We start from the raw sequence: 23,918 nt of genomic DNA, 5'->3' as shown, positions 1-23,918 counted from the left end.
CTTTATTTAGTGTATCTCGATAGTTCCGGAAGAATAAAAATCACCTCCCAGGACGACTTCGTTTCCCCTTTCCCCTTCATGATAAAGAAGTGCCCGTGAAACCGGCTGGAGAATTTTCTTTTCGATAAGGCGTTCGACGCCGCGCGCCCCTGTCCGGTTCTTTTTCAGAAATCCGATGAGAAAATCACTCGCCGCGTTGTCGTCGTAGACGAGAGTGATCCCCTGTTTTTTCATCCGGTTTGCCGCCTCTTCCATGCGAATCAGAATAATACGCTTCATATCCCCGTCACTCAGGGGATTGAAGAGAATGTGCTCGTCCAGCCGCGCGAGCATTTCCATGGGAAAATGATCCGAAAGAATTTCGGTGATCTCGGGATGTGAAGCGGACCGGGCAAATCCGATATTTTCACGCTGGAGATCCTCCGTTTTCAGCGCGTTGGTGGTAAGCACGATCATGCACTGCCGGCAATCGAGTCGTTCCCCCTTGCTGCTTGTGATTCTCCCGGTGTCCAGCAGGCCGAGGATCAGTTTGTGAAGTTCCGGATGCGCTTTGGAGATTTCATCGAACAGAATCACTCCGCTTCCCGTCATGTGAACCCATTCGGCAAACATCCCCTCCTTTTCGCTTCCCACGTATCCCTGCGGGCTCCCGATGAGGTTGTTTATCCCGCCGGTCTGGCTGTATTCGGCGCAATCGATAACGAGAAGCGAATGGCGCCCGTTAAAAAACACATCCGCGATACTTTTCGCCAGTTCCGTCTTGCCGACTCCCGTCCGGCCGGCAAAAAGAAACGAACCGAGATTTTTTTCTTCCGGACCCAGATCGAACCGCCGGTGAACGAAGGTGGCCACAACCCGTTCGATCGCCTCGTCCTGTCCGACAATGCGGCGTCTCAATTCCGCACCGAGATTCCTGAGTTCATGTCTCAAGTCGGCGGAAGGAGAAGTGATCGGTCTGGCGGTCTGGCGTGAAAGGGTGTGAAGAAGATCGTCCACGGTCACCCGGTCCTTTCCGTTCCGTACGACATTGACGCACGCCGAATCAAGAAGATCGACGCTTTTATCGGGCTGGAACCTGCCTGGGAGATGACGGTCGGTAAGCCGTATTGCTTCATGAACGATGTCATCCGGGATATCAACACCATGGTAGCGGCTCAACTCGTATGCCTGACTTCCGACCATCTCGGCCGTCAGACCGGAATCGGGTTCGGCAAGCCGGATTTCCTGAAAACGCCGCGCCAGGGCCGTATCCTGTGTAATGGTGCGGTGGAATTCTTGCACCGTGGTGGCGCCGATAAGGCGGAGTGCCCCCCTGCCGAGAAACGGTTTCAGAATGTTGGCCGCGTCGGTAGTAACACCTTCGGCCCTTCCCGCCCCCCAGATGAGATGCATTTCATCAATGAAAAGAATGGAGGGCTTCCGCTTTTGCACCTCTTCGATAATCCGTGTCATACGCTCTTCGAAATCACCCCGGTATTTCGTTCCTGCAACGAGTCTTCCCATACTCACTTCAAAGAGCCCCGTTCCTTTGAGGGGGAGGGGGAGATTGTCCGTATTCACCAGATATCGCGCAAAAAGCTCGACCAGTGCCGTTTTCCCGACACCGGCCGGCCCCGTCAATGCCGGATTCGCCTTTTGTTTTCGAAGCAGTACCTCTAAAAGACGGTCGATCTCGACCGGCCGGTCGCAAAGCGCGTCGAATTCCCCCTGGCGAGCAAGCAGTGTAAGATCCCGTCCGTATTGAAGCAGTGTACCGGAATGATCCTTCAAAGCGATGCCGTGCGCGGTGAGAATGCCGGATTTTGCAGCGAGGGCCGCTTCGATATTCCTTTTGAAGATCGATATATCGAGGCCCGCCTTTACCAAAACGGCATGCAGCCTGTTTTCCGGTTTCTCTGCGAGCATGTGGAGAAGATTGACACCGTAAACCGGTCCATCCGTTGCAGCCAGGATACATGAAGTGAGTAGGTTATCGTTTTCCGGTTGAGGGGTATCGAGGAAAGGCATGAGGGTAACGATAAACTCATCGAGCGAGAGTCCCGAGTTCTCAAGAAGGTTATCCAGTTCGTCCCTCTTTTTTCCGGTTGCCCAGACAATGAGAAGAAGCATCATATCGGGAGGCTTCTCCGGGTACATTTCTTGGCACATCTTTTTCAGATCGTAAAGTGTCGTCATGTTCGTTCGTTTATCCCCCCTTGAAATCAAGGCGTTTGCTTTCGGCTTCGACACAATAATGGATATCCGATCTTTCCTGCGCGAGTATCCTTGTATTGATGCGTTTCAGGATCGCCTCCTTGTTGTTGTATATTCGCATATAGGAGTCCCTCTCAGGATGGTTTGCCGGAATAATCGATGGATTGTTTCCGTCTTCTTCGCATTCCATCACCCCGATAATATCCCTCCTGTCTGTCCAGAAACGGCCGAAAGGAGCACATTTATCCGGAGGACTCGTCCAGAGAAATCCTTCATTAATATTATGATACGATGCGCGGAGTTCTCCCGTATCGAGCGTCCAGAATTTAACGGTACCGTCATAACTCGATGAGATGATCATATTCCTCTCATCCAAAACCGCCAGTCCGCTTATTCCGCCATCATGTTCCAGGCGAAACCAAAGGCGCCCCCCGTCGTCCCTGTGTCGCATTTCAATCATTCCGCAGGCCGTTCCGCTGATTATTTTTGTTCCGTCCATTGTCAGGCTTAATGCGGTAATTTCATCTTCGGTATCGATCGTCCTGCGGCACACACCGCTCGAAATATCCCATTCCCGGATTGTACGGTCTTTTGATCCGGAAAAGATGGAAAACTCATCCCAGCTCAGAAGGAGGGTGTTGATATCTCCATCATGGCCATACAATGTATTTAAACAGATACCCTGCCGAACATCCCATTGCCTTATCGTTCCGTCCCTCCCGGCGGTATACAATCTGGTTTCATCCCTGCTGAGTTTAATGTCAAAGACGGCGCTTCTATGTCCCCTGTAGGTGACGACACATTCGATGAGGTTGATATCCCACTGCCTGGCAAGATGATCCGAACACGCGGTAAAAAGCCTGTCTCCCCTGGCATTGAGGATGACGGCATTGACGCATTTACCGTGTTCGAACCAGCGAAGCTGCCTGCCGGTCCGCGCATCGAGCAGGTTGGTGAGTACGCACCGTCCCCCCGCGACCAGCCGTTCGCCTGAGGTACTCAGGAATACCGCGTGCGTCGCCGACATGCAGTAACGGTAGGTCATGGTTACCGCGGCCTTTTCAATGTTGATTTTTTTTGCACCGAACTCCCAGCTTCCGATAACGAGTTCACGGGTGTATGGATTGACATGCATGGCACAAATACTGTTTGAAAAACCGGTGTATTCTTGCACACGTATCCCCGAATCCAATTCCCAGCGCTTGAGTGAGTATTTGCCCCCTGTTACGAGAAATGTTCCGGTTCTGTCGAATCGCGCCGCGTACAGTTGGTAATCATTTCCCTTGTATTGCTTTATCACCTTTCCTGTTGTTTTATCCCAGATACGTATCATCTTGTCATTCCCGCCCGCAATGATCATGGTCGCTTCCCCGTCAATATCGACGGAGTAGATTGTGTGTGTGGAACCAGAATATTCCCTGACAAGACTTTCCGTTTCGATATCAAAAAGTCTGACCAGAAGATCACAGCCGCCCGTCAGGAGATAACGCCCGTCGCGGCTGAACCGGACGGTCTCGACCCAGTCGGTGTGATTTCTTAAGGTCGCGATACAGGCGCCTGTTTCGATATTCCATACACGTGCGGTATTGTCCGCACTCCCCGATGCGAGGTACTTCCCGTCATCGCTTATATCGATGGCGAAAACGGTGTTTTCATGGCCCCAGAATTGCCGGACCATCTCGCCGGTTTTAATATCGAACATCACAATATTGTCATAGAGTTCCCTGCAACAGATGATGATATGGTTGTTGTCCGCAGTGAAACAGACCCCATGAATGTTATCGACGCTTGTTCTGATCACTCGAATACACCTGCCGCTTTTCAGACTCCAGACCATTATATACCCGTTGTCACTCCCCGCACAAAGATACCGGTCGTCCCGGCTGATGAAAACGGAGAGGATACCGCTTCCTTTTGTTTTATTGTGGGTCAATGTAAAGATACGGCGGCCGTTTGAGAGGTTCCACAGATTGATCACCCCGTCCCATCCCCCCGTAGCGAGAAGCGTATTCCTTTTATTGCAATAAATCGTTGCGACATTCTTGATATGCCCCTTGAAATCCCGGATGACGTTCCCCGTTGCGATATGAAGAAGGGACACGCGGTGTTCCGAACAAAAAAGGCAATACCCGCCGTCATTTAAAAACCGTACTCCGTTGACCCCCCATGTCGGTCCGCCATAGGTAAACGAGGTGGTCCCTTCACCGATATCCCATATTTTTACAACCCCGTCAAGATCGCCGCTTAAAAGCCTTTTCCCATCGGGATGAAGGCACAAGGACATTACCCAGTTTTTATGGCCCCTCAATTTTTTCCTGCATGTTCGACTCGCACAATCCCAAATCCTGATTATTCGATCCCGTCCGCCGGAGAATAACAATGAGTTATCCGATGAAAGACAAAGCGTGAATACCTCCCCTTGATGTCCCTTTATTTCACAGAGACATTCGCCGTTTGAGGTATCCCATTGCAGGATGAGGGAATCTTCGCCCCCGGAAAATATATAGTTACCGCAGCCTGATGATATAATTGTCCGTACGGCCTTCTTATGGCCGAGAAATACGCCGGCACATTCACCATCGGCGACCAACCACTTTCTAATCGAATTATCCTCGCTTCCCGAAAAAAGATAGTTCCCGTCGGGACTGAAAAGGATCGACCGTATTCGGGCTGTATGCCCTTTCAAAATCTTGATACATTTCCCCGTTTCAAGCATCCATAGGCGAATTGTCGTATCCCAACTCCCTGTCGCCAATATTGTGTTATCGGGATGAATTGCGACCGCTCGTACGGTATCGGTATGGCCCCGGTACACCATTAATGAGGTGCCCGTTTTTGTGTCCCAAAGCCGGGCGGTACAATCATCACTTCCGGACACTATTCTTTCGTTGTCGTATGTGAATGCGATATCCCGTATCCAGTCGGAATGTCCCCCCACCCGGTGCATGGTGTTTCTCGCCTTGATATTGCATAACGAAAAGATTTGTTGCTGTTCATCGAGAAGGCTGATTCGTGTTTCCCGTGATAGGGCGAGGTCCTTCCCGTTATCCTTTTTATTATTCGGGGTATTCATTCCTTTTTCCCTGCGGCGCGTTCCTGCGCTTTTAAAAAAACCGGCCACGGCGGATTAAACGAATGCGGGGCCATAAAAGAATCAATTTTTCTCAAACAACAGCCGGTATGTCGATTCGAGTTCCTCGGCTTCGCTTTTCAACTCGACCGCACGTTTATGCATCTCCACTTTCACCTGTTCGTGTCGCGCCGGGCATGAGAGTGCCGCTTTTTTCTCCAGAATGTCCTTATTGTTTTGAAAAGCCATGATTTCATCGCGTGTATATTGAATATCCTTTTCAAGCTGTTTGATCTCGTTTTCAAGCCACGCGATACGTTCTTCGATGGTGTCTCCGGCAATGATATAGTTCACGTTAACGCGGAGACCGGAATGCGAGAGAATTTTATCCGCCTTGTCGCGCAGCGAAAGGAGTTTTTCGAGTGAATGCATATAATGACCGACCGTGCCTTCAGGATAGCGCAGTTCGTGCTGTCTGATTTCCATTACCCTGTCCCAGAGTTTCATCAGGTGATTACGCTGTTTTTCCGTCAGCGTTTGAAACTGCGGGTGATGCATCAGTCTGTGTGGATGAAGGATAAAATAAATCTGGCGAAGTACCGTTTTTACCTTTTTTTTGTATTCATTGAGTGTCTGGTCATTGATGGGTTTACCCGGTTTGACTTCATGAACAAAACACGCCATTTTCGCGTTGAATTTGAGTTTCTCCATTTCCGCTTCCTCTTCGTCTCCGAGTTTTTTCACCTTCTCATCGATATCGTGTATGGACCACCCGGGGTGGGTTTCCTTGAGCAGAAGACGGCGTTTGAGGGAAAGAACCCGTATGATCTGCTCTTTCAGTGAGATATAACACTCCCCGAACACATGCAGAAACTCCCGGACAATATAGGCATTTTTAAGGCGTGCGGATTCCAGCAGCATAAGCAGTTCGGAAAGTTCCTCCTGCAGTTCAACCCAGACACACCGCGCAAGCCAGTACTCCTGTTTGAGTTTCTCCGGCGCCTGCTTCAGGAGTTCGTATTCGTCTTTTTTTTTCCTGATAAAATCTTCAACTTCTTTCGAATTGATGGAAAAAAAATAGATTTTTGTAAGGAGCATTTCCTGAAGGAGGTGATGCAGTGATTTTTCATCAAAATCGCCGAACTGACACTTTTCACTCTCTTCAAGTGTAGCGGAATTTCGGATAAGTTCCAGGGAAGCCTCGCGGATGAGGGGGTATAAACCGCTTACGTCCGGCTTGAAGCGTATACCCTGGTGTTCCTTTTCGCCGTCTGTATCCTCACGGCTTAACGGCCTGTTCCCGTTTCCCGACTTGGTTTTCTCATGTGAGGTTTCCCACATACCCTTGAGGACCAGGATACATGTGCGATAAATATCAAGGGGAATCGATAGTGCATTTGAAATAATATATGCGGGAAGTAATGGAGATGCCTGTTCGTCACGGGCGGGAATATGCGGGCTTTCCATTGGAAAGCTGATTTTCTCTGGAAAACCACTTTCCCCGGTATTCCCTTTCCCTGTTTTATATTTTCCGTGTTGTTTATATAGCAGATTCAGTTCGTCTTTCAGTGGAACATACTCTTCGATATTAATCATTTTCAAGCCTGAATGTATGTATCGTGTCGTAAAAGAATACCGTTTTATCAGCGGGTTATGGACCGATTACCGAATTACCCCACTTTCCGGAAGCACATCGTACAGCACATTATTGCACAGAACAGCCTGTTTGTCAACAAGCATGTATCCTCCCGCCCTTCATGGTCACGATACAGGTCCGGGTCACGGTATACGGTTTTCGGCAGAAATCGAATAACCCTGCGGGCCGAACAGGGTAACTGTTATTGGGGCTATTTCTTTGGATGCGGCATTTTCACCCGATATCGATTTCCTCATTCATCATGATATGGAGCATTGTCTCGTCACACTGTTCGAGTTTCGGACATTCAAGGCATTCCCCCCAGATTTTTCGCGGGTACCTGTCCTTGTCTGCCGGGCTGAAACCGATCTTTTTAAAAAATCCGGGCTTATAGGTGAGGGTAATGACCTCCGGGACTTGCATCCGGCGGGCGTTCGAAAGCAGTTCTTTCACGATACGTTTACCCACCCCTTTCCCCTGGTATTCCTCTTCAATGGCTAACGCCACGACTTCGCCGAGATCGGTCCAAAGCAGGATGAAAGCACCGCATCCGATCACCTTTCCCGTCTCCTCGTCCTCGGCAACAAGAAAATTCTGGAGCATCGTGATGATTTTGTATTTGCTTCGATGAAGCATCAATCCCTTGCCCGCCATTCTGCTTGTCAAATTAAAAATGGTCTCGACATCCCCGACCGTCGGTTTTCTTATATTAATCATGGCTCTCCCTTTTCGTTTCCGTTCCTTTATTTCATTCTATTTATCGTGAAATGTCGCCATTTCCCTGATCGACGAGGCCTGGCCGGTATCGCTTTTTTCTCCGCGCCTGACAATGGAAGAGACGCCGGTCGATAGGCCGTAAAGATTGATAAACCCGGAAGCATCCTTATGATCGTATGCACTCTCCCCGAATGAAGCGAGGTCCTTCATATAAAGGGAATAGGGCGATGTTCTCGAACCGATGATGATATTGCCTTTGTAGAGGACACAGGAAACGGAGCCGGTCACATATTCCGAAATCTTTTCCATGAATGCATCAAGCGATTCGCGAATCTGCGAAAACCACTTACCCTGATATACGATTCGGGCATACCGGATCGCGATCGACTCTTTCATGGCGAGACATTCGTCATCGAGCGTCATCATTTCCAGTTCCTTGAGTGCGGCATACAGAATGGTTCCCCCGGGTGTTTCGTACACACCTCGGCTTTTCATGCCGACGACCCTGGTTTCCACGATATCCGCCCGTCCGATACCGTTTTCTCTCCCGAGTCTGTTGAGTTCGGAAAGGAGGTCGAGCGGAGAATATTTTTTTCCGTTCAGCCCTTCCGGTATACCCTTTTTAAAATCGATGGTTATCTCCGTCTCCCTGTCCGGTGCATCGGCCGGCGATACGGTAAGTTTGAAAAGGTCCTCACGGGGTCTGTTCGCCGTGTCTTCAAGATCACCACCCTCATGACTCATATGCCAGATATTGCAGTCGCGGGAGTAGATGTTCTTTTCTGAAATGGAACCAAGGGGTATATTGTGATTCCGGGCGTATGCAATCGCCTGTTCCCTCGAATGAATGTCCCAAAGCCTCCATGGGGCTATGACCTTGAGGTGCGGTGCAAGCGCCTTGTAGGTCAACTCGAATCGTACCTGATCATTTCCTTTCCCCGTGCATCCATGGGCGACCGCATCCGCCTTTTCCTTCAATGCGATATCCACCTGGCATTTCGCCTGAAGCGGACGGGCGATTGACGTCCCGAGCATGTATTTCCCTTCATAGAGTGCCCGAGCCCGGAGCAGCGGGAAGATGTAATCGCGGACAAACTCCTTTTTTACATCCACAAGATATAGTTTTGATGCACCCGACGCGCGTGCCTTTTGTTCGAGTCCGCTCAGGTCTTCATCCTGGCCAACGTTCGTGCATACGGCAACGACTTCCGCATTTCCGTAATGTTCTTTCAGCCAGGGGATAATAATCGATGTATCGAGTCCGCCGGAATAAGCGAGCACGATCTTTTTGATTTTATTCTCGTTCATATCGTTCTCCTTAGATTATTGTTTCGTACGGATATATTCCGATAATACCTCTTCCAGAATCGAGCATCCTTTTAAAAGCTCGTTTTCCGATATTACCAGAGGAGGTGCGATCCGGAGTACATTTTTCCCCGATCTCAGAATGAGGAGTCCTTTTTTCAGCGCCATTCTGATAATTGTCCCGATTTCTTCAACCGAACAATCGGCCTCGACACCCTGAAGCAGTCCTTTACCCTTCACTTCTCCGAGGAAATCGAATTTCCCGGATAACTCGAGCAGGCGCTTCTTCAAGAGTGCGCCCTTTTGTTCCACCGCCCGGATGAACGCGGGATCGGTAAGAATATCCAGCACCTTGTTTGCGATCGCCGTGGTTACCGGTCCGCCGCCGAAGGTAGTGCCGTGTTCACCGACTGCGAGCAGGTCGTTGATCTTCTCCGGTATGAGTGTTGCGGACATGGGAAGACCGCCGGCAAGGGGTTTCGCGAGCGTTATGATGTCCGGTTCAAGCCCGACCGCCTCACCCGCGTATAATGTACCGGTTCTCGAAAGGCCTGTCTGGATTTCGTCGGCGATCAGGATAATATCGAGTGTTTTGCAGCGTTCGTTGAGTTTCGCGGCGAACTCACCGCTCATCATGGCAAGGCCGCCCTCGCCCTGTATGACTTCGACGATTACCGCGGCGAAACGTTCGTCGAGTACCTTTTCCAGACCCTTGCAATCGTTATAATCGATACTCTCGACTCCCGGAACAAGCGGGACAAAGGGATCCTGGTATTTGGGAGTCGGTGTGCAGGAGAGGGCTCCCATGGTTCTCCCGTGGAAGGCATTATGAAAGCAGAGAATCTTGTGGTGGCCCGGACCCTTTGTGCGTAATGCATAAAGCCGGCCGTATTTGATCGCTGATTCGTTCGCCTCCGAACCGCTATTGCCGAAGTGGACCGCTGCAAAATGACCGGTTGCAATCAGCTTTTCGGCACAAGCGATCTGCGGCGGAGTCGCATAGAGATTGGAAATATGGATGAGTTTTTTCATTTGTTCGCATGCGATATCGGCAAGATCTTCACGCCCGTAGCCGAGCGCATTCACCGCAAGCCCCGCGCCGAAATCGAGGTACCTGTTTCCCGCGTTATCCTCGAGATAAATCCCATGCCCTTTCTGCACCAGAAGAAACTCCGATGCGAAGTTTTTCGGGAGGGGCGGATTTTTTATAAAGGCATTCTTTTCAATCATGGTCGTGTCTCCTTTTTTATGTTACATTACTATCTGCGTTCCCGTTTTACCATTGATCAGGTCTTTCAGGGAACCGCTTCCGTTACATTCGCCGATAATAATTTTTCCCACGCCGCGTGTAAGGGAATCGAGGGCAGCGTTTACTTTGGGAATCATACCGCCCGTGATCGTTCCGTCCGCAACGGAGGCCCTGATTTCCTCCGAGGTGAGTAAAGCCGATACTTTTCCGGAACGGAGGACGCCGGGAATATCGGATAAAAAGACGATGACGTCGGTTTTGAGTACCGTGGAAAGCTTGAATGCGACTTCGTCCGCGTTGATGTTCAAGGGCGCAGCCTCATTATCCATGGAAGTGGATGCGATGACGGGGAGGTAATTTTCTTCCAGCAGTACCCTGACAAGCCGCGGGTTGACGGCGGTTATTTTTCCCGTATGGGTGGGATTCTCCTCACTCCCGATGCTCCTGCCGAGAAAAAGCCTTCCGTCCGAACCGCTTAAACCGACCGCATCGAATCCGCTTTTCTGGAAAAGCCTGACAAGCCGTTTATTCACCTTTCCGCACAGCACCTTGTCGACAAACGCCATTTCCTCGACCGAAGTAATACGGATACCGTCTCTGAATACCGGCTCCATTCCAAACCGCCGGGTGAGTTCAGAGACTTCTTCACCTCCTCCATGGACGATAATAAACATATTGCTGCCTTCAAGTTCCTTCATGTCCTGTGCCAGTTCAAGGATGAGACGCACGTTTTTTGCGAGGGCGCCCCCGATTTTAATCGTTACGACGTGGGTACTCATTGATACCTCCTTTATTCAGATTTCATTATGGACGGAAAGACCCGATATCTCTTCGAATCCGAATCGTATATTCATATTCTGAACCGCCTGCCCGGAAGCGCCTTTGATGAGGTTGTCGATTGCCGAGAAAATCAGCAGCACATTCCCTTCACGCTGCCAGCTTATATCGCACCTGTTTGAACCCCAGACATCGCGTGATTGGGGGATATCCGGCCTGATGTTGATAAACGGTGCGTTCGCATAATAGCGGCTGTATACGCCGCCGATATCCTCATCTGAAACCTCTCCGATGCATGGAATTGCGGTCGTGATTACCATGCCACGTTTTAACGGAGCGAGGTGTGGGGTGAAGAGGACCTCCGTCCCCGGCATTGCCGTATCCGCTTCCTGCTGGATCTCCGATGTATGTCTATGGCTTTTCCCCGGAGAATATGCACCGGTATTTTCACTTCTTTCGCAAAAGAGGAGATTTTCCTTTACCTTTTTTCCGGCGCCTGAAATGCCCGAAATTGCGGTGACAAGACACAGACCGCCCGCTATCCCCTCTTTAAGCAGGGGAAGCAGCGGAAGCAGGGTTGCCGTAGGGTAACATCCGGGATTCGCGATAATATCGGCCTTTACCACGTCTTCCCTGTACCATTCCGAAAGGCCATAGACGGCATCGTGAAGCAGGTGTGGTTTTGGCGGCGGCGAGCCGTATGATTTTTCGAATACGGACGGATTTTTTATCCTGAAATCGGCGGAAAGATCGATAACGACAGATTTTGCGAAAAAGGGTGAAAGAAGTTCGGCGGATTTCAGGTGCGGAAGTGCGCCGAAAACAACATCGGGACTCATTGCTGCCGCCTTTTCTATGGAAACGCATAGTCCTCCGGTAAGGGAGGTCTTCTCCACGATGTCTTCACCGATACCGGGATCGATACTCCGGACGTGCTTTCCTTCGCGAGAGGAGGAGACCGGAATAATGTTATGTATGTGTGGATGTCCCGTTAAAAGCCTCAAAAGAATAAGTCCGGTGTATCCGGATGTTCCGCAGACTGCCGCTTTCATATCTGTTCCTCCTTTAAACCGGGTATTTTCGATTCCAGTGCAGAGATCATGGCTTCCCGTTCTATGCCGTCTTTCGGTATCAATAAAACCGTATCATCGCCTGCCAGGGTACCGAGAATTTCATCGATCGCGAATTTATCCACGGCGGCGGCGACGCTTTGCGCGTGTCCGGGAAGTGTTTTTATAAGAGCCAGGTTCCCCGAAAAGGCGATTGATAGGAATCCCCTTAAAAAATCCTGTTGCAATGAGTTGTTCGTGTCCTTACCTGTATCCGTTTCGAGAAAAGTATAGTAATATCCGCCTGATCTGTCCGAGACCTTTACGACCCGCAGTTGTCTGAGATCGCGGGAGAGTGTTGCCTGTGTAATATCAAATCCCTCTTCTTCAAGGTGCTTGAGGAGTGCATCCTGGCTGTCGATGATATGGGTACTGATAATCCTTCTGATAGCCCGATATCTTGTTTTTTTGTCTTCCATATTACAATCCTTGAATATATATACACAAATATTGTATAAATATACATTATGTATATGATACTGTCAAGCGAAAGGATGTAAAAACAATTGAAAATTTGACAAAAAGGGATTACTTTTTAAAAAATAGCTATTTGTTTCTGAGAATTTTATACGAAATACCGATAATAATGGTATATATAACCATCTTCTTGTGCGGGTGCGGTTGAGTTTTTTTTACACATATACTTCAGTATGATGAAGATCAACCGGAATCATACGGGAAGGCGGTTGTATGGATAAAGCGATCTAAAAGGTATTGATAAATTTGCAGACAATTAATAAATTTGTTTGTAAGCGAAAGGGAAGCAGATGCTTGGAAGTTATTCTATAAGTGGATTATCAATAGTAACGCCGGAGAAGCTGTTCGAGGATTCCAGTATTAAAGTGGAAAAGGGTAATATAACCGGGATCGGAAGCAAGGCGGACTATGATATTGATGTGAAGGGCAGATATTATTGTTATCCTGCCATCATCAATGTTCACGATCACATGAGAGGTAATTATCTGCCAAAGGTCGGGCCGAAAGAGGGTACGTACTATCTCAACTGGCATTTCTGGGACGAAGATTTAAAATCGGCCCCCGTCTATCATGAACGGGAGAAAAATCCTGTTGAGGATCTTTACCTTCTGAGTGCCTACAAGAACCTCTTTTCCGGCGTTGTGACCGTCAACGACCACTTTCCCCATAATATCAACGGCAAGTATATCCCCGCTCTACCGATAAAGGTGAATCAGAACTATACCCTTGCCCACGCTGTGGAGTCATTCGCGCTTGATTGGGGTGACGGTATTGAAGTTGAACACAGGCGGGCGATTGAGAAAAATTTTCCTTTTATCATCCATTGTGCGGAAGGTTTTGATGCGGAAACGCAATCCGCCGTTCAAACCCTTAAAAAACTCGATTGTTTTGACGACCACAATGTACTTATCCATTGTATAGGGTTTTCAGATGAGGATATCAAAAGTACACAGAAAGCGGGGGCAACGATCGTCTGGTGTCCGGGTTCGAATATGTTTATGTTCAATGTCACCTGTAAAATAAGAAAGATACTTGATGCACATATCAATGTGGCAATCGGGACGGACGCGACCCATTCGGGTTCGCCCAACATTCTTGAAGAGATTCGTTTTGCCGCCCAGACATATAAAAAAATGTATGATGAAGAGCTTGACGAAAAAATACTTTTCGATATGACGACGATCAATCCCGCTATCGCGTTCAGAATGCAGCACCAGATAGGAAGCATCGAGGAGGGAAAACTGGCAGACTTGCTTCTTGTCAAACCGCGCCATGATGATCCTTACAAGGCATTTGTGGATATACGGATGGAAGATATCGAACTTCTCACCCTCGACGGGAAACCCGTTTATGGTTCGGCGGAATTCGAGGATTTGTTCAAACAATATGAAGTGGATTACACCCAGATAAAAGTAAAGAAAAGAAATAAGGTCGTTGTGGGGGATCCCGCAGGATTGATGGCGAGGATCAGAAATGCGGTCGGATTCAAAAAAAGCTTTGATTTTATTCCGATAGACGATTAGGATTATTATAAAAGAGGATTATAACAAGGAGATTAAAAACGAGTGTCACCCAAGGCGATCGCCTATAAATCCAATTCAATAATATACTTTAAAGGTGATATTGCCGACAGGGTATTTATCCTGAATGAGGGTAAAATAAGTCTCAATTTCATCAATATTGAAACAGGCCAGGAAATTCATGAGCTCATAAAAACAGGTGAATTTTTCGGCGTGAAATCCGCTCTTGGCAGATACCCCCGCGAGGAAACGGCACTTGTTCTCAATGATTCGAGGGTCATTTCGTTTACCGTGCCGGAGTTCGAACAATTCGCTGCGAAAAATACCCGCATTATTATTACCATGCTCAAGGTTTTTTCAAATCAGTTGAGGCGAATACATAAACAGGTACAAAATCTCATTTATGCGGGGGATCAGATAAATCCGGAAACGGGTTTATATCGCATCGGTCTATATTATCTCAAGATAAAAAAATATAGTCAGGCAATCTACGCACTGGGTCGTTATCTGGTCTATTACCCTTCGGGAAAATACGCCGAGGAAGCGACAAGCAATATCTATCTCGCGGAAGACTACCTCCAGAAGTACGGTCAGGGTGAGGGGCCGGTTATCAATGTCGACAGTTCAATACCGGAAGTGGATAAACCGGCGAAAGAAAAAGAGCTTTCAGGGGTGGGCAAGGATTATTACCGCGGTGTGAGTCTGACGAGTGAAGGTAAATACTCCGAAGCCTCTAATATTTTCCGTACTATCATACAAACAAGCGGCGATGAAGAATATAAACTGAAAGCACAATTTGAAATCGGAAAATGTTTTTTCCATACGAATAACTTCGACAATTGCATCAAAATATTTACCATGCTGCTCCAGAAATATCCGAAACATCCCGATCTCTCAGAAGCCCTGTTTTATATCGGGCAGTGCAATGAGAAAAAAGGGGAAATGGATAAGGCGATCAATATTTACAGAAAGGTGTTGTCGCTAACCCCGGAGGCCGATCCCCTTTTTCAAAAGGCCGACAGGTCTTTGCGGAATCTGGAGCGGTAGAGCGATAGTATTTCAGCCGGATCGATTTTGTATACTATCGTGATAACGACCGGTGACAGGATGGTAATGGATATACCGATTGTACCGTGGAGGTCATTTTATGTTGAATATAAGCGATTCATTAATAGAACGTTTCGGAAAACGGTATAAAGATCAGGATGTTATTTTTTGCGAGTATGAACCCGGAGACACATTCTACCTCATCAATGCCGGCCGGGTACAAATCGTTAAAATTATGGGGGATATCGAAAAAACGATCGATATTCTCGAACCCGGAGAAATCTTTGGTGAAATGGCGATTCTGGAAGAGGCACCGCGATCGGCGACCGCAATCGCCGTGGGTAATGTCGTCACCCTCGAGTTTAACCGGGAAAATTTTATGGTACTCATGCAGGGTAATCCCCAGATCGCTCTTAAATTGCTCAAGCTTTTTACTAAAAGGATCTATGATCAGAAACGGCGGTTTATGATTCTCACCCTCGATGATATCGACGCAAAGGTCGCAGATGTTTTTCTCATGCTTTCGGAAAAAGAACAACCAAACACGCTCGATCCCGATGTGGTTGAGATCGATGCCTCGGTCGACGATATTGCCCACTGGGCAGGGATTCCCCCCGACAAATGCAGGAAAGTGATCGATCATTTCAAACGACAGGACAGGATGGGGCTTGAGGGGAACAAGATCGTTATAAAAAACATTAATGATTTCGCACGTTTTGTCGCCTCAAAGCGGAAACAGCATAGCGAGGATTGAGGAAGTAATCGTTTAAACGTACGAAAAGGGTATATTATCGCGTATGCTTCATTTCAATCTTTTTATCTATGCAATAGCCCTTTTATCGGGGATTATGATTATCGGCGTGCTGTTCTATCAGTATCGGTTGAGTCATGACAAAAAGATAGTGGGATTTCTGTGGTTCAAACTCTCCTACACATGTATACTTATCTGGGCGTTGGTGATATTTTATCTGAATATTAATACGGGGATTTCACTGATGTTTCTTTTTTCTCCGGTCATCCTGATGTTGTCAATACCCTTGTTGATCAGTTTCAATAATTATATGGCCGCACTCAGGCATACATCGTTGAAGAGGAAAGAATTGCTCTTGTTGATTTGTTATGCTTCGTGGACAATAGTGTGTGTCGTCGTTTCAGTAATATTCTCAAAAGGAGTGTTTCCTTTTATCGCAATCGCCTGTGTACTCATTCCTTTCTTTATTATGACCGTCGTTGTAATGACGGGTGGACCAGGATCGGATAATAAGATAAAACAGTCAAGGGAGTTTCGAAGAGATATCATAGTTCTTATAAGCTCGATCTCGATGTGTGCACTGGAATTCCTTTTCCTCCGTCCCTCTTCAATCGATAAGGGTTTTATCTTTTCTCTTGCCATTACATATATTATTCTGAATATAATCGATTGGATGGAGTACCTGCCCCAAAAGACAAGAGAAATCACTCAATTAATACCGGATGGCTTTTTTAGCCACTACCATATCACTCCTTCCGAGAAGCGGGTTGCCAAAGCTTTGGTAAAAGGTTTGAGCAACAAAGAAATGGCTTACAATTTTGGCGTTGCTGAAAATACAATTAAAAATCAGATATACAGCATTTACAGAAAAACCGGGACCCGGTGCCGTGTTGAATTTATTAATCGGATAAAAGAAGCCCAAATGGGTCAATTAATTGATATTTCCGAATTTTGATTTTTTTCCTTATTCACCTGCAGGATGTTATGTTTAGTAAGAATTTCCCATGGAACCGGCTTCGCTTCGGGGGTATAGTCCGTATATAACAGGAATTTTAAAAATTCCGATTTTATCATTTCCGGATTAAAAGGGAGGAAAACATGACAACCGGGACAAAACAAAAACTTAATTTTACTTTACGGGTTATTGTCATCCATTCGGTGACATACATTCTCTGCGGTCTTTTTTTTCATCAGATATTTGATTACAAAGGTATCTTTGCCATTGATGTCATCAAGAATTTTATGCGTCCTGTAAGCGATCCTGCCGCTATGGCCGGTCCCTTTCTTCAGCCGATTCGCGGACTGTTTTTCGCCATAGGTTTGTGGATTGTCAAGCCAGTCTGGATCTCAAAGAAAAACGGCTGGCTGGTAATATGGGGAATCATTTTCATTTTCGGTATTCTGAATACACCGGCGGCATCCCCATCTTCAATCGAAGGCTTTCTCTATTCAAGGCTTCCTTTATGGTATCATCTCATGGGCTATGTGGAAATAGGAGTTCAGACGTTGATTTTTTCCATCCTGCTTTTTATCACCCAAAAATCCAAAGAACAGAATGAAAGTATCTTCGATCGGTTCCCGCTGGCGGGAGAGGTCGTGAGGTCAATTGCTCTCTCATGTTTTGCGTATATCGGCTATGCTGTGACATCGATATCCCTTCTTTTCCTTGGAGGATATACACTCGAATTTGAGGAAACGACAATGACAATGGGAGAAGGGAATACGATTAATATTAGTGAAGCGGCAGGGGATCTGAAAACTCAAGGTATGTTTCTCATGGTTTTTATCATGAATGTCGTTTTTATTTTGTTGTTCGACCTTTTTTTAAAAAAAAAGAGGATTCATGGAGTAATCCTCTTTGGGATTATCATGAGTATCAATATTGTTTCACTGATAAGTTATCAGTTACTTTTTAGTTCGGTTATGGATCCGTTGACGCTGATCTATTTGCCTTCACTGTCTTCATTAATCCTTACTATCTGTCTGAAATATGAGGTTTTTGCAATTAAGAAAAAGCCCGCCGCATAAATCGCGGGCATCGCTTGTCGGGAAAGGCGGGTGGTTTTAAATGTACTGATGTGGTTGCTTTCGATATTACTCAGGGACGGAGGTAAAGCTATGCGTAGAATATCTATACATATGAATAGTTAAAAGAAATCTTCTTCTGTGATAACAGTTGGAGTATCGAGGATCTCAACATCAATGTTTTTTACCGATATAGATACGTATGGTTATGAAAAGGAAAAAAAAAGCTCCTCATATAGGGCAACTCAATGAAAGATCGCTTCATGCAGATATCAAGGCGGCACTTTTACTCCCGGGTGACAGATGTGAAGTCATGATAGGTCGATATGTTGTCGATATCGTACGGGATAACCTTCTCATCGAGATTCAAACAGGGAACTTTACCGCATTGAGAAGGAAAATAATGGACCTGTCCGGCCGGTATATTGTAAGGGTTGTGTATCCGCTTGTACTGGAAAAATGGATTGTGAAGAAAAAATCGGGTGACGATGATCCTGAAAAAAGGAGAAAATCACCAAAGAAAGGGCGACTTATCGATATATTCAAAGAACTCGTTTATATCCCTGAATTGTTTATCAATGAAAACCTTGAAATCGAACTCCTTCTTATTCGAATGGAAGAAATTAGAATTAATGACGGCAAGGGAAGCTGGCGGAGAAAGGGAGTAAGTATTGTCGACAGGCGCCTTCTGGAAATTACGGGACACTATCTGTTCAGAACAGTCGAAGATTTCAGGCGGTTTGTACCGGAAGGTATCGCCGTCCCTTTCTCGAACAGCAATCTTGCGGCATATACCGGTTATTCGGTACGGGATGCGGGAAAGGTAACCTATTGCCTGAAAAAGATGGGGGTTATCCGTGAGGTGGGCAAAAAGCGAAACGCTCTTCTTTTTGAACCGGTTAATCCGGCCGATTGATTCGTTTTTATCTTCGACCGGCCGTTGACGCGTTCATACAAGAGGACCGTCATCGAATATTTTTATGGGCACTTCAAAAAACCTGCAAAGCAGGTTTTTAGAGGTGCCCTTATTATCGTTCGATTATCCGGTACACGCCGGTGTTTTCAGTTGTGTTGTTCCGACATATATTTCGCTCCGCACCTGTAACAGACGGCGAGGGGAGTGTTCCGTCTGAAGCTGCGAAAACGGTTTGCGCGCCCGCTGTTCCAGACTTCCTCGATTGTCGCTTCCCTGCAATTGCCGATTGTATAATCGGGAAAATCCACGCAAAAATTCGCATCGCCTGACGGTTGAATGTCGAGCAAGCGTTCGACATTATGACAGGATAAGGGGCCGACGGGCGTTGTCGCGTTATCGAACCAGATTCGGTATTCGTTTTCGGTAAGCGGCATGTAAGGATAATTATATAAGCCCTCAAGCCCGGTCATATACGTCTTCAGTTCGTTCCGGAAAACATCAAAATCGACGCCCGAATCTTCATGATGAAAACCGGTCCATGAATAGGCGTTGCAATCGAGATTTTCATGAAGCTGCCGTTCATATTCCCTTCCCACCGATTCCGGTACATAATAATATGGAACGATGACGATTGACCCGACTCCCATCTCGCGTGCAACATCGGGCATGGCCCCGAGTCCCCTGTATGAATAACGGCTGATGGTAAAACAGATCGATGTGCTTATTGTCTGATTCGGATCTCGTTGTCCGATATACCCGGAAAGACCGGCGAGACCTTTCTTTACCTTGTCGAAACAGCCCGTAACCCCGCGGACACTATCATGGATGCTCCGGGGGCCGTCCACAGAAACAGTGAGGTGAATGTTTCCGATGCGGACAATGTCGGCCGCATATTTCGAAAGCATGGTCCCATTGGTATCGATTGAGACATGCATCCCTTTACCGACTGTGTATTCAAGAAGTTCGATAATACCGGGAAAGAGAAAGGGTTCGCCGCCGCGAAGTAAAATCGACGTTATGTGATGTTCCCCGCACTCGTCGACCAGCCGCTTCCAGTCATCGAGTTTCATTTCAATGGCAGGATTTGTTTTTCTTTCGCGTATATACCCTTCCTCACTCCATTGCCCGCACATGCGGCAGCGGAGATTGCAGGTATTGGTGAGGGTAAAGGAAACACGCCCGGGAAACTCCATAATGACAGTATGGCCTTTTTACAATTTTCTGGCAAGCTCAATATCGCTTCATTTTTGTTTCGGCAGGTAGCCGAGGTTTTCGATGATTTTCTCCGATGCTTTGATCTCCTCCTGCGACAATGGTTTTTCATCCGTCGCTGTATAAAAACCGCCGATATCTATATGTTCATACACCGGCTCGACTGATTTTTCTTTACTATCCGTCAGTGCAACACCAATGACGCTACCGTCGAGATAATCCGGAATCGGAACGGAAAGCAGTGCGAGGACCGTCGGACATATATCCATGATACTGACGGGACTGAACGGGTTTTGATTTGACTTGATATTGTTTCCGGCAAGAATGCATATACCGCTTTCGACCTCGTGGGTGGCCGACGCATAATCCGTCGTTTCCAGGATGTTCCCGGAAGTGAAAAAGATGCTTCCGTTCGGAGAATACCCCCTTTCGGGGATGGCGACCAGGTCCGGCGCGTTGTCGCTATAGAACCCCGAATACAGTTCCTCTTTTTTCTTCACTTCTTTTATGACCGTTTTCCCGGTTGCGGGATCTTTCAGGTTCATGAGGTGAAGAATGATCTCGTCACGCAGCCGTTCGTATTCTCTACCCGGCATCACAATGCCCGAAGGATCCCTTCCCTTGAGGTTGATATAAATCTGCCCGTAGGTTCCGACGGCGTATGCTTTTGTATTCGTCATATCGAGATCATACAGGGATAATGCCGCCCTGCCAAGTGTCTTCTGTTTTTCGTCCCTGAATCGTTGCTTCAATTTTGTTATCCGCAGTTTATGGGCGATCCTTCTTGCACGTACAAGCGAGATATTGTGTTTCAGCATTAATTGCTTGATACCGATTAAATATGTTTTCCTGAATGCGAGGTAATGATGTTTTTGCAAAAAATTATTGAGATTAATTCGCGCGTAAAAGGGGCCGAATCCGTGATCCGCGCAGACGATAATGGTGGTGTGTTTGTCGCATTGATTGACAAGTTCGCCGATAAACGAATCGATTTTTTTATAAAAAGCAACAAACGGATTTTCGATACCGGAGTAACTTTCCTTCCAGAGAGGGCTTCGTTTATCGATGAACTTCCATACCATATGCTGAACGCCGTCCGTACAACTGAAAAGCACCATGCATAAATCCCAATCAACTTTCCGCATTAACCCGAGAGTGACATCCTTCTGTTTTTCCGCGACGCGAATATATCTCTCGATATAATCGGTATAATTATCTCGAAAAAAATCATATCCTCCGTAGGGGGTGATGATATATCTGTCGATAATCTCCTTTATTTCCGGCGATATTGTTTCGGGCGAATAGAATCGAGCTTTCTCCGGGGTCAATCCGCCCGAAATTATAACGCCGTTTATATCTTTCGGGGGATATGTCATCATCACGTTGACGATACAGGATTTTTTGCCGTATTTCCCGATCAGATCCCAAAGAACCGGTATCCTGATTGATTTCGCGTTTTTATATTCGAATTCGGTCGCTTTGGGCTTCCTCTGCATATAGTCGAAAATGCCGTGTTTGCCGGGATTGACTCCGGTCTGAATCGATGTCCACGTCGAACTCGACATGGGGGGGATCGTCGCCGTAACGGTTCCGTGGATACCCGTATCCAAAAGCCGCTTCAGTGAGGGATATAAACCCTGATTCAGATATGGTTCGAGGATTTCATAGGTGACCCCGTCCAGTCCGATGATCAATACCCTGTTTTTTGGCATGTATACTCCTTCCCGTCAACTGTCATAATCGATTCCCTGATTTAAATTTCCCGCGGCTTTAAGCAATTCCCAGAGATACGACTTGATGTCGACATCATCATCGTCACGGTTTTTGGTTTCACAAGGATCTGTTTTCATATCGTATAGCTCATTCGTTCTCCTGGATATATTGTAAATGAGTTTCCAGTCTTGCGTGCGTATGCATTTTATATTTGGTTTTTGGGGTGAGGGATCGGGCCCCCCGAGACCCCCGGTCTCTGAAAAGGAGATGCGCCCTTCCGGTTCTTTCCCTGATAATAGCGGAAGCAAGGAGATCCCCTCCGGAGGGAGATAAGCCCTCATCGGTTTTATCCGGAATACGTCCATGAGTGTGGGAAGAATATCGATCGTTCGAACAAGGTCGTTGACGACGAATCCCTTTGAAAAAACCGGATTGATAAGATAGATGAATACTTTTAGTGTATAGTCATATAAATATACTCCATATGCCTTCTCCCCCTTTCTCTCGCCCAGGCTGCAACCGTGGTCTGAGAAGAGAAGGAGAAGTGTATTGTTCTCGATATGCAGGTTTTTCAATACATTCAGTATAGCCGCGACATAATGATCCGCTTTTACGATTTCTTTTTTATACCCGTCGAGATTTTTATTGCGGTTTTCTCTATCAAAATACTCATCACTGAAATCATCATAGCGGTCTATGACATCCCGTACCAGCCTCGCGTGGATAGGGCTGTACTGGAAGAAAATAAAGAAAGGTTTTTTGCACAGAGACACTTCTCTGATTATGCCGCAGTGCCGATCGATAAAATCATCCTTGTTTTCATCATGGATCATAATCGAATCGAAACCCGGGGAGGGGATAACGTGCCTGTTGACGATATCGGCACGTGTATGACACCCTTTTTGTTTGAAATACTGTGCCATGGTAAAACAGTTGCCGGAATCGAAGCGGTTACTGCGGTAATAGGCATTCACGCCGTTCGACCTGCCGTATAATCCCGTCATAACCGCGGGCAGGGAAGCGACGGTATATGGCGCGTAGGTAAAGGCACAAGAAAAAAAACAGGAGGATTGTTTCAGGGACTCGAGACAGGGTGCATGTGCGATCGCGTCTGCGCGGAATCCGTCAAGGTTGATCAATATACAATTTCTGATTTTAGAACCGGGAATCATCGGTGTGATTGTCTTTCTTACAACAAGCTTAAGGGAAGGAATACCGATTGTCAAGGGAAAAGGGATGGACTCACGCGTTTCGATTCAGGCACTTTTGCGTTTAAAAAAAGCTTTGTTTTTCTGCGGAATCATGATATACTTTAAAGTAAACGGGAGGGCGAGCCATAGCGTGCTATATGGATGAGGATTTCAGGTATGCCGTTAACAGAAATTGATTTCCATAACACTATAATTTCCGGTCTTTATGGAAAAAACAGACTTACAGAAACATATATGCCCTACAGCCTTGAAAAAATTACAAAGATAAACGAGGTAAACCGGCGGATAAAAGCTGAAGAAACGTTTTCAGAAAATGAAATGAATCTTTCGGAAGCGCGTATCCTGGGTCATCTCCGGGCGCGTGATGCCGAAGTCCGCGCGCATGAGCACGCACATATTGCAGCCGCGGGAGGGATTGCGACTGCTGGGGCATCCTATTCGTTTGTCATGGGCCCGGACGGAAGACTCTATGCGGTTGGCGGTGAAGTATCGATCGATACCTCTCCTGTACCGGGAAATCCTGAAGAGACAATACGGAAGGCGCAGAAAATCAGGAGGGCCGCACTTGCGCCGGCGAATCCGTCACCCCAGGATATGAGGGTCGCGGCTGCGGCGATTCAAATGGAACAACAGGCCAGAGCGGAACTCAGACAGGAAAAGGCGGTAGAGGCGGAAGAAAAAGCGGAAGCGGCGGGAAATATGGGTGCACATGAAAATTCGGTTATGGGATACGCGGGTGACAGAAGTTTTTTATCCGGCCTACGCCGTGTGGAACCTGGAGAGGTTTCGGAAACCTTTTTTGACCGGCTAAAGGATTATTACGATGAACAGGTTTCAAAGACTTTCGGGGAGCCGGCCCGGTTGGTCGATGTCTATGCCTGAAGACATTTTGGAGTTTGCCGGGTTTTTTTATCTCCGATAGTAAAAAACTCAAAGCAATTTACACTTTTTGAGCGTTATACAATGTATGAAAAAAATTACTCAAGGAGT

The 23,918-nt window shown here is 47.1% G+C and carries 19 protein-coding genes; 7 read left to right on the top strand and 12 right to left on the bottom strand.

Annotated features, from left to right (window positions below; genetic code table 11):
• Nucleotides 1–6: 6 nt before the first annotated feature.
• The 9 genes from JW881_06150 to argR all read right to left on the bottom strand — a co-directional run bounded on the left by JW881_06150 (nt 7) and on the right by argR (nt 12,475).
• The gene (locus JW881_06150; protein MBN1697075.1) at nt 7–2,229 is read right to left on the bottom strand and encodes an ATP-dependent Clp protease ATP-binding subunit; all 2,223 of its coding nucleotides are present in this window, start codon (nt 2,227–2,229) and stop codon (nt 7–9) included.
• Nucleotides 2,186–5,266, bottom strand: a complete 3,081-nt coding sequence (locus tag JW881_06145) for a WD40 repeat domain-containing protein (protein MBN1697074.1) — start codon at nt 5,264–5,266, stop codon at nt 2,186–2,188. Before JW881_06145 ends, JW881_06150 begins: the two co-directional genes overlap by 44 nt.
• A gap of 81 nt (nt 5,267–5,347) precedes the next feature.
• The gene (locus JW881_06140; protein ID MBN1697073.1) at nt 5,348–6,859 is read right to left on the bottom strand and encodes a hypothetical protein; all 1,512 of its coding nucleotides are present in this window, start codon (nt 6,857–6,859) and stop codon (nt 5,348–5,350) included.
• A 274-nt stretch (nt 6,860–7,133) separates the two neighbouring features.
• Entirely contained in the window at nt 7,134–7,616 is a 483-nt protein-coding gene (locus JW881_06135) for an N-acetyltransferase (protein MBN1697072.1), read from the bottom strand.
• A gap of 36 nt (nt 7,617–7,652) precedes the next feature.
• The gene (locus JW881_06130; GenBank protein ID MBN1697071.1) at nt 7,653–8,924 is read right to left on the bottom strand and encodes an argininosuccinate synthase; all 1,272 of its coding nucleotides are present in this window, start codon (nt 8,922–8,924) and stop codon (nt 7,653–7,655) included.
• Between the two features lie 15 nt (nt 8,925–8,939).
• The gene (locus tag JW881_06125; protein MBN1697070.1) at nt 8,940–10,151 is read right to left on the bottom strand and encodes an acetylornithine transaminase; all 1,212 of its coding nucleotides are present in this window, start codon (nt 10,149–10,151) and stop codon (nt 8,940–8,942) included.
• A gap of 21 nt (nt 10,152–10,172) precedes the next feature.
• Complete coding sequence (gene argB, locus JW881_06120) at nt 10,173–10,949, bottom strand: acetylglutamate kinase (GenBank protein MBN1697069.1); 777 nt, start codon at nt 10,947–10,949, stop codon at nt 10,173–10,175.
• 15 nt (nt 10,950–10,964) lie between these two features.
• Complete coding sequence (argC, locus tag JW881_06115; GenBank protein MBN1697068.1) at nt 10,965–11,999, bottom strand: N-acetyl-gamma-glutamyl-phosphate reductase; 1,035 nt, start codon at nt 11,997–11,999, stop codon at nt 10,965–10,967.
• Complete coding sequence (gene argR / locus JW881_06110; GenBank protein ID MBN1697067.1) at nt 11,996–12,475, bottom strand: arginine repressor; 480 nt, start codon at nt 12,473–12,475, stop codon at nt 11,996–11,998. Before argR ends, argC begins: the two co-directional genes overlap by 4 nt.
• A gap of 348 nt (nt 12,476–12,823) precedes the next feature.
• Between argR and JW881_06105 the strand changes: the two genes are divergently transcribed.
• From JW881_06105 to JW881_06080, 6 genes are all read left to right on the top strand, one after another.
• Entirely contained in the window at nt 12,824–14,056 is a 1,233-nt protein-coding gene (locus tag JW881_06105; protein ID MBN1697066.1) for an amidohydrolase family protein, read from the top strand.
• Between the two features lie 42 nt (nt 14,057–14,098).
• On the top strand, nt 14,099–15,100 hold the full coding sequence (locus JW881_06100; GenBank protein ID MBN1697065.1) for a tetratricopeptide repeat protein: 1,002 nt from the start codon (nt 14,099–14,101) through the stop codon (nt 15,098–15,100).
• A 100-nt stretch (nt 15,101–15,200) separates the two neighbouring features.
• Nucleotides 15,201–15,854 (top strand): Crp/Fnr family transcriptional regulator, encoded by a 654-nt coding sequence (locus JW881_06095; protein MBN1697064.1) that lies wholly within the window; start codon nt 15,201–15,203, stop codon nt 15,852–15,854.
• A 94-nt stretch (nt 15,855–15,948) separates the two neighbouring features.
• On the top strand, nt 15,949–16,806 hold the full coding sequence (locus JW881_06090) for a hypothetical protein (protein MBN1697063.1): 858 nt from the start codon (nt 15,949–15,951) through the stop codon (nt 16,804–16,806).
• A gap of 143 nt (nt 16,807–16,949) precedes the next feature.
• Nucleotides 16,950–17,879 (top strand): hypothetical protein, encoded by a 930-nt coding sequence (locus JW881_06085; protein ID MBN1697062.1) that lies wholly within the window; start codon nt 16,950–16,952, stop codon nt 17,877–17,879.
• A gap of 205 nt (nt 17,880–18,084) precedes the next feature.
• The gene (locus JW881_06080) at nt 18,085–18,792 is read left to right on the top strand and encodes a hypothetical protein (protein ID MBN1697061.1); all 708 of its coding nucleotides are present in this window, start codon (nt 18,085–18,087) and stop codon (nt 18,790–18,792) included.
• Between the two features lie 146 nt (nt 18,793–18,938).
• On the opposite strand, the gene JW881_06075 is transcribed toward JW881_06080, so the two are convergent.
• Genes JW881_06075 through JW881_06065 form a run of 3 tightly spaced genes read right to left on the bottom strand, consistent with a single transcriptional unit; the run spans nt 18,939 to nt 22,856 of the window.
• Complete coding sequence (locus JW881_06075; GenBank protein ID MBN1697060.1) at nt 18,939–19,985, bottom strand: radical SAM protein; 1,047 nt, start codon at nt 19,983–19,985, stop codon at nt 18,939–18,941.
• A gap of 48 nt (nt 19,986–20,033) precedes the next feature.
• Nucleotides 20,034–21,716, bottom strand: coding sequence for an alkaline phosphatase family protein (locus tag JW881_06070; GenBank protein ID MBN1697059.1), 1,683 nt, complete (start codon nt 21,714–21,716; stop codon nt 20,034–20,036).
• 15 nt (nt 21,717–21,731) lie between these two features.
• The gene (locus JW881_06065; protein ID MBN1697058.1) at nt 21,732–22,856 is read right to left on the bottom strand and encodes a sulfatase-like hydrolase/transferase; all 1,125 of its coding nucleotides are present in this window, start codon (nt 22,854–22,856) and stop codon (nt 21,732–21,734) included.
• Nucleotides 22,857–23,084: 228 nt separating this feature from the next.
• On the opposite strand from JW881_06065, the gene JW881_06060 reads away from it, so the two are divergent.
• Nucleotides 23,085–23,810 (top strand): hypothetical protein, encoded by a 726-nt coding sequence (locus tag JW881_06060; protein ID MBN1697057.1) that lies wholly within the window; start codon nt 23,085–23,087, stop codon nt 23,808–23,810.
• The last annotated feature ends 108 nt before the right edge of the window (nt 23,811–23,918 follow it).

The organism is Spirochaetales bacterium, assembly GCA_016930085.1.
Classification (GTDB): Bacteria; Spirochaetota; Spirochaetia; order SZUA-6; family JAFGRV01; genus JAFGHO01.
Note: the sequence above shows the minus strand (reverse complement) of the source record. Positions and strands in the feature narration are given on the sequence as shown.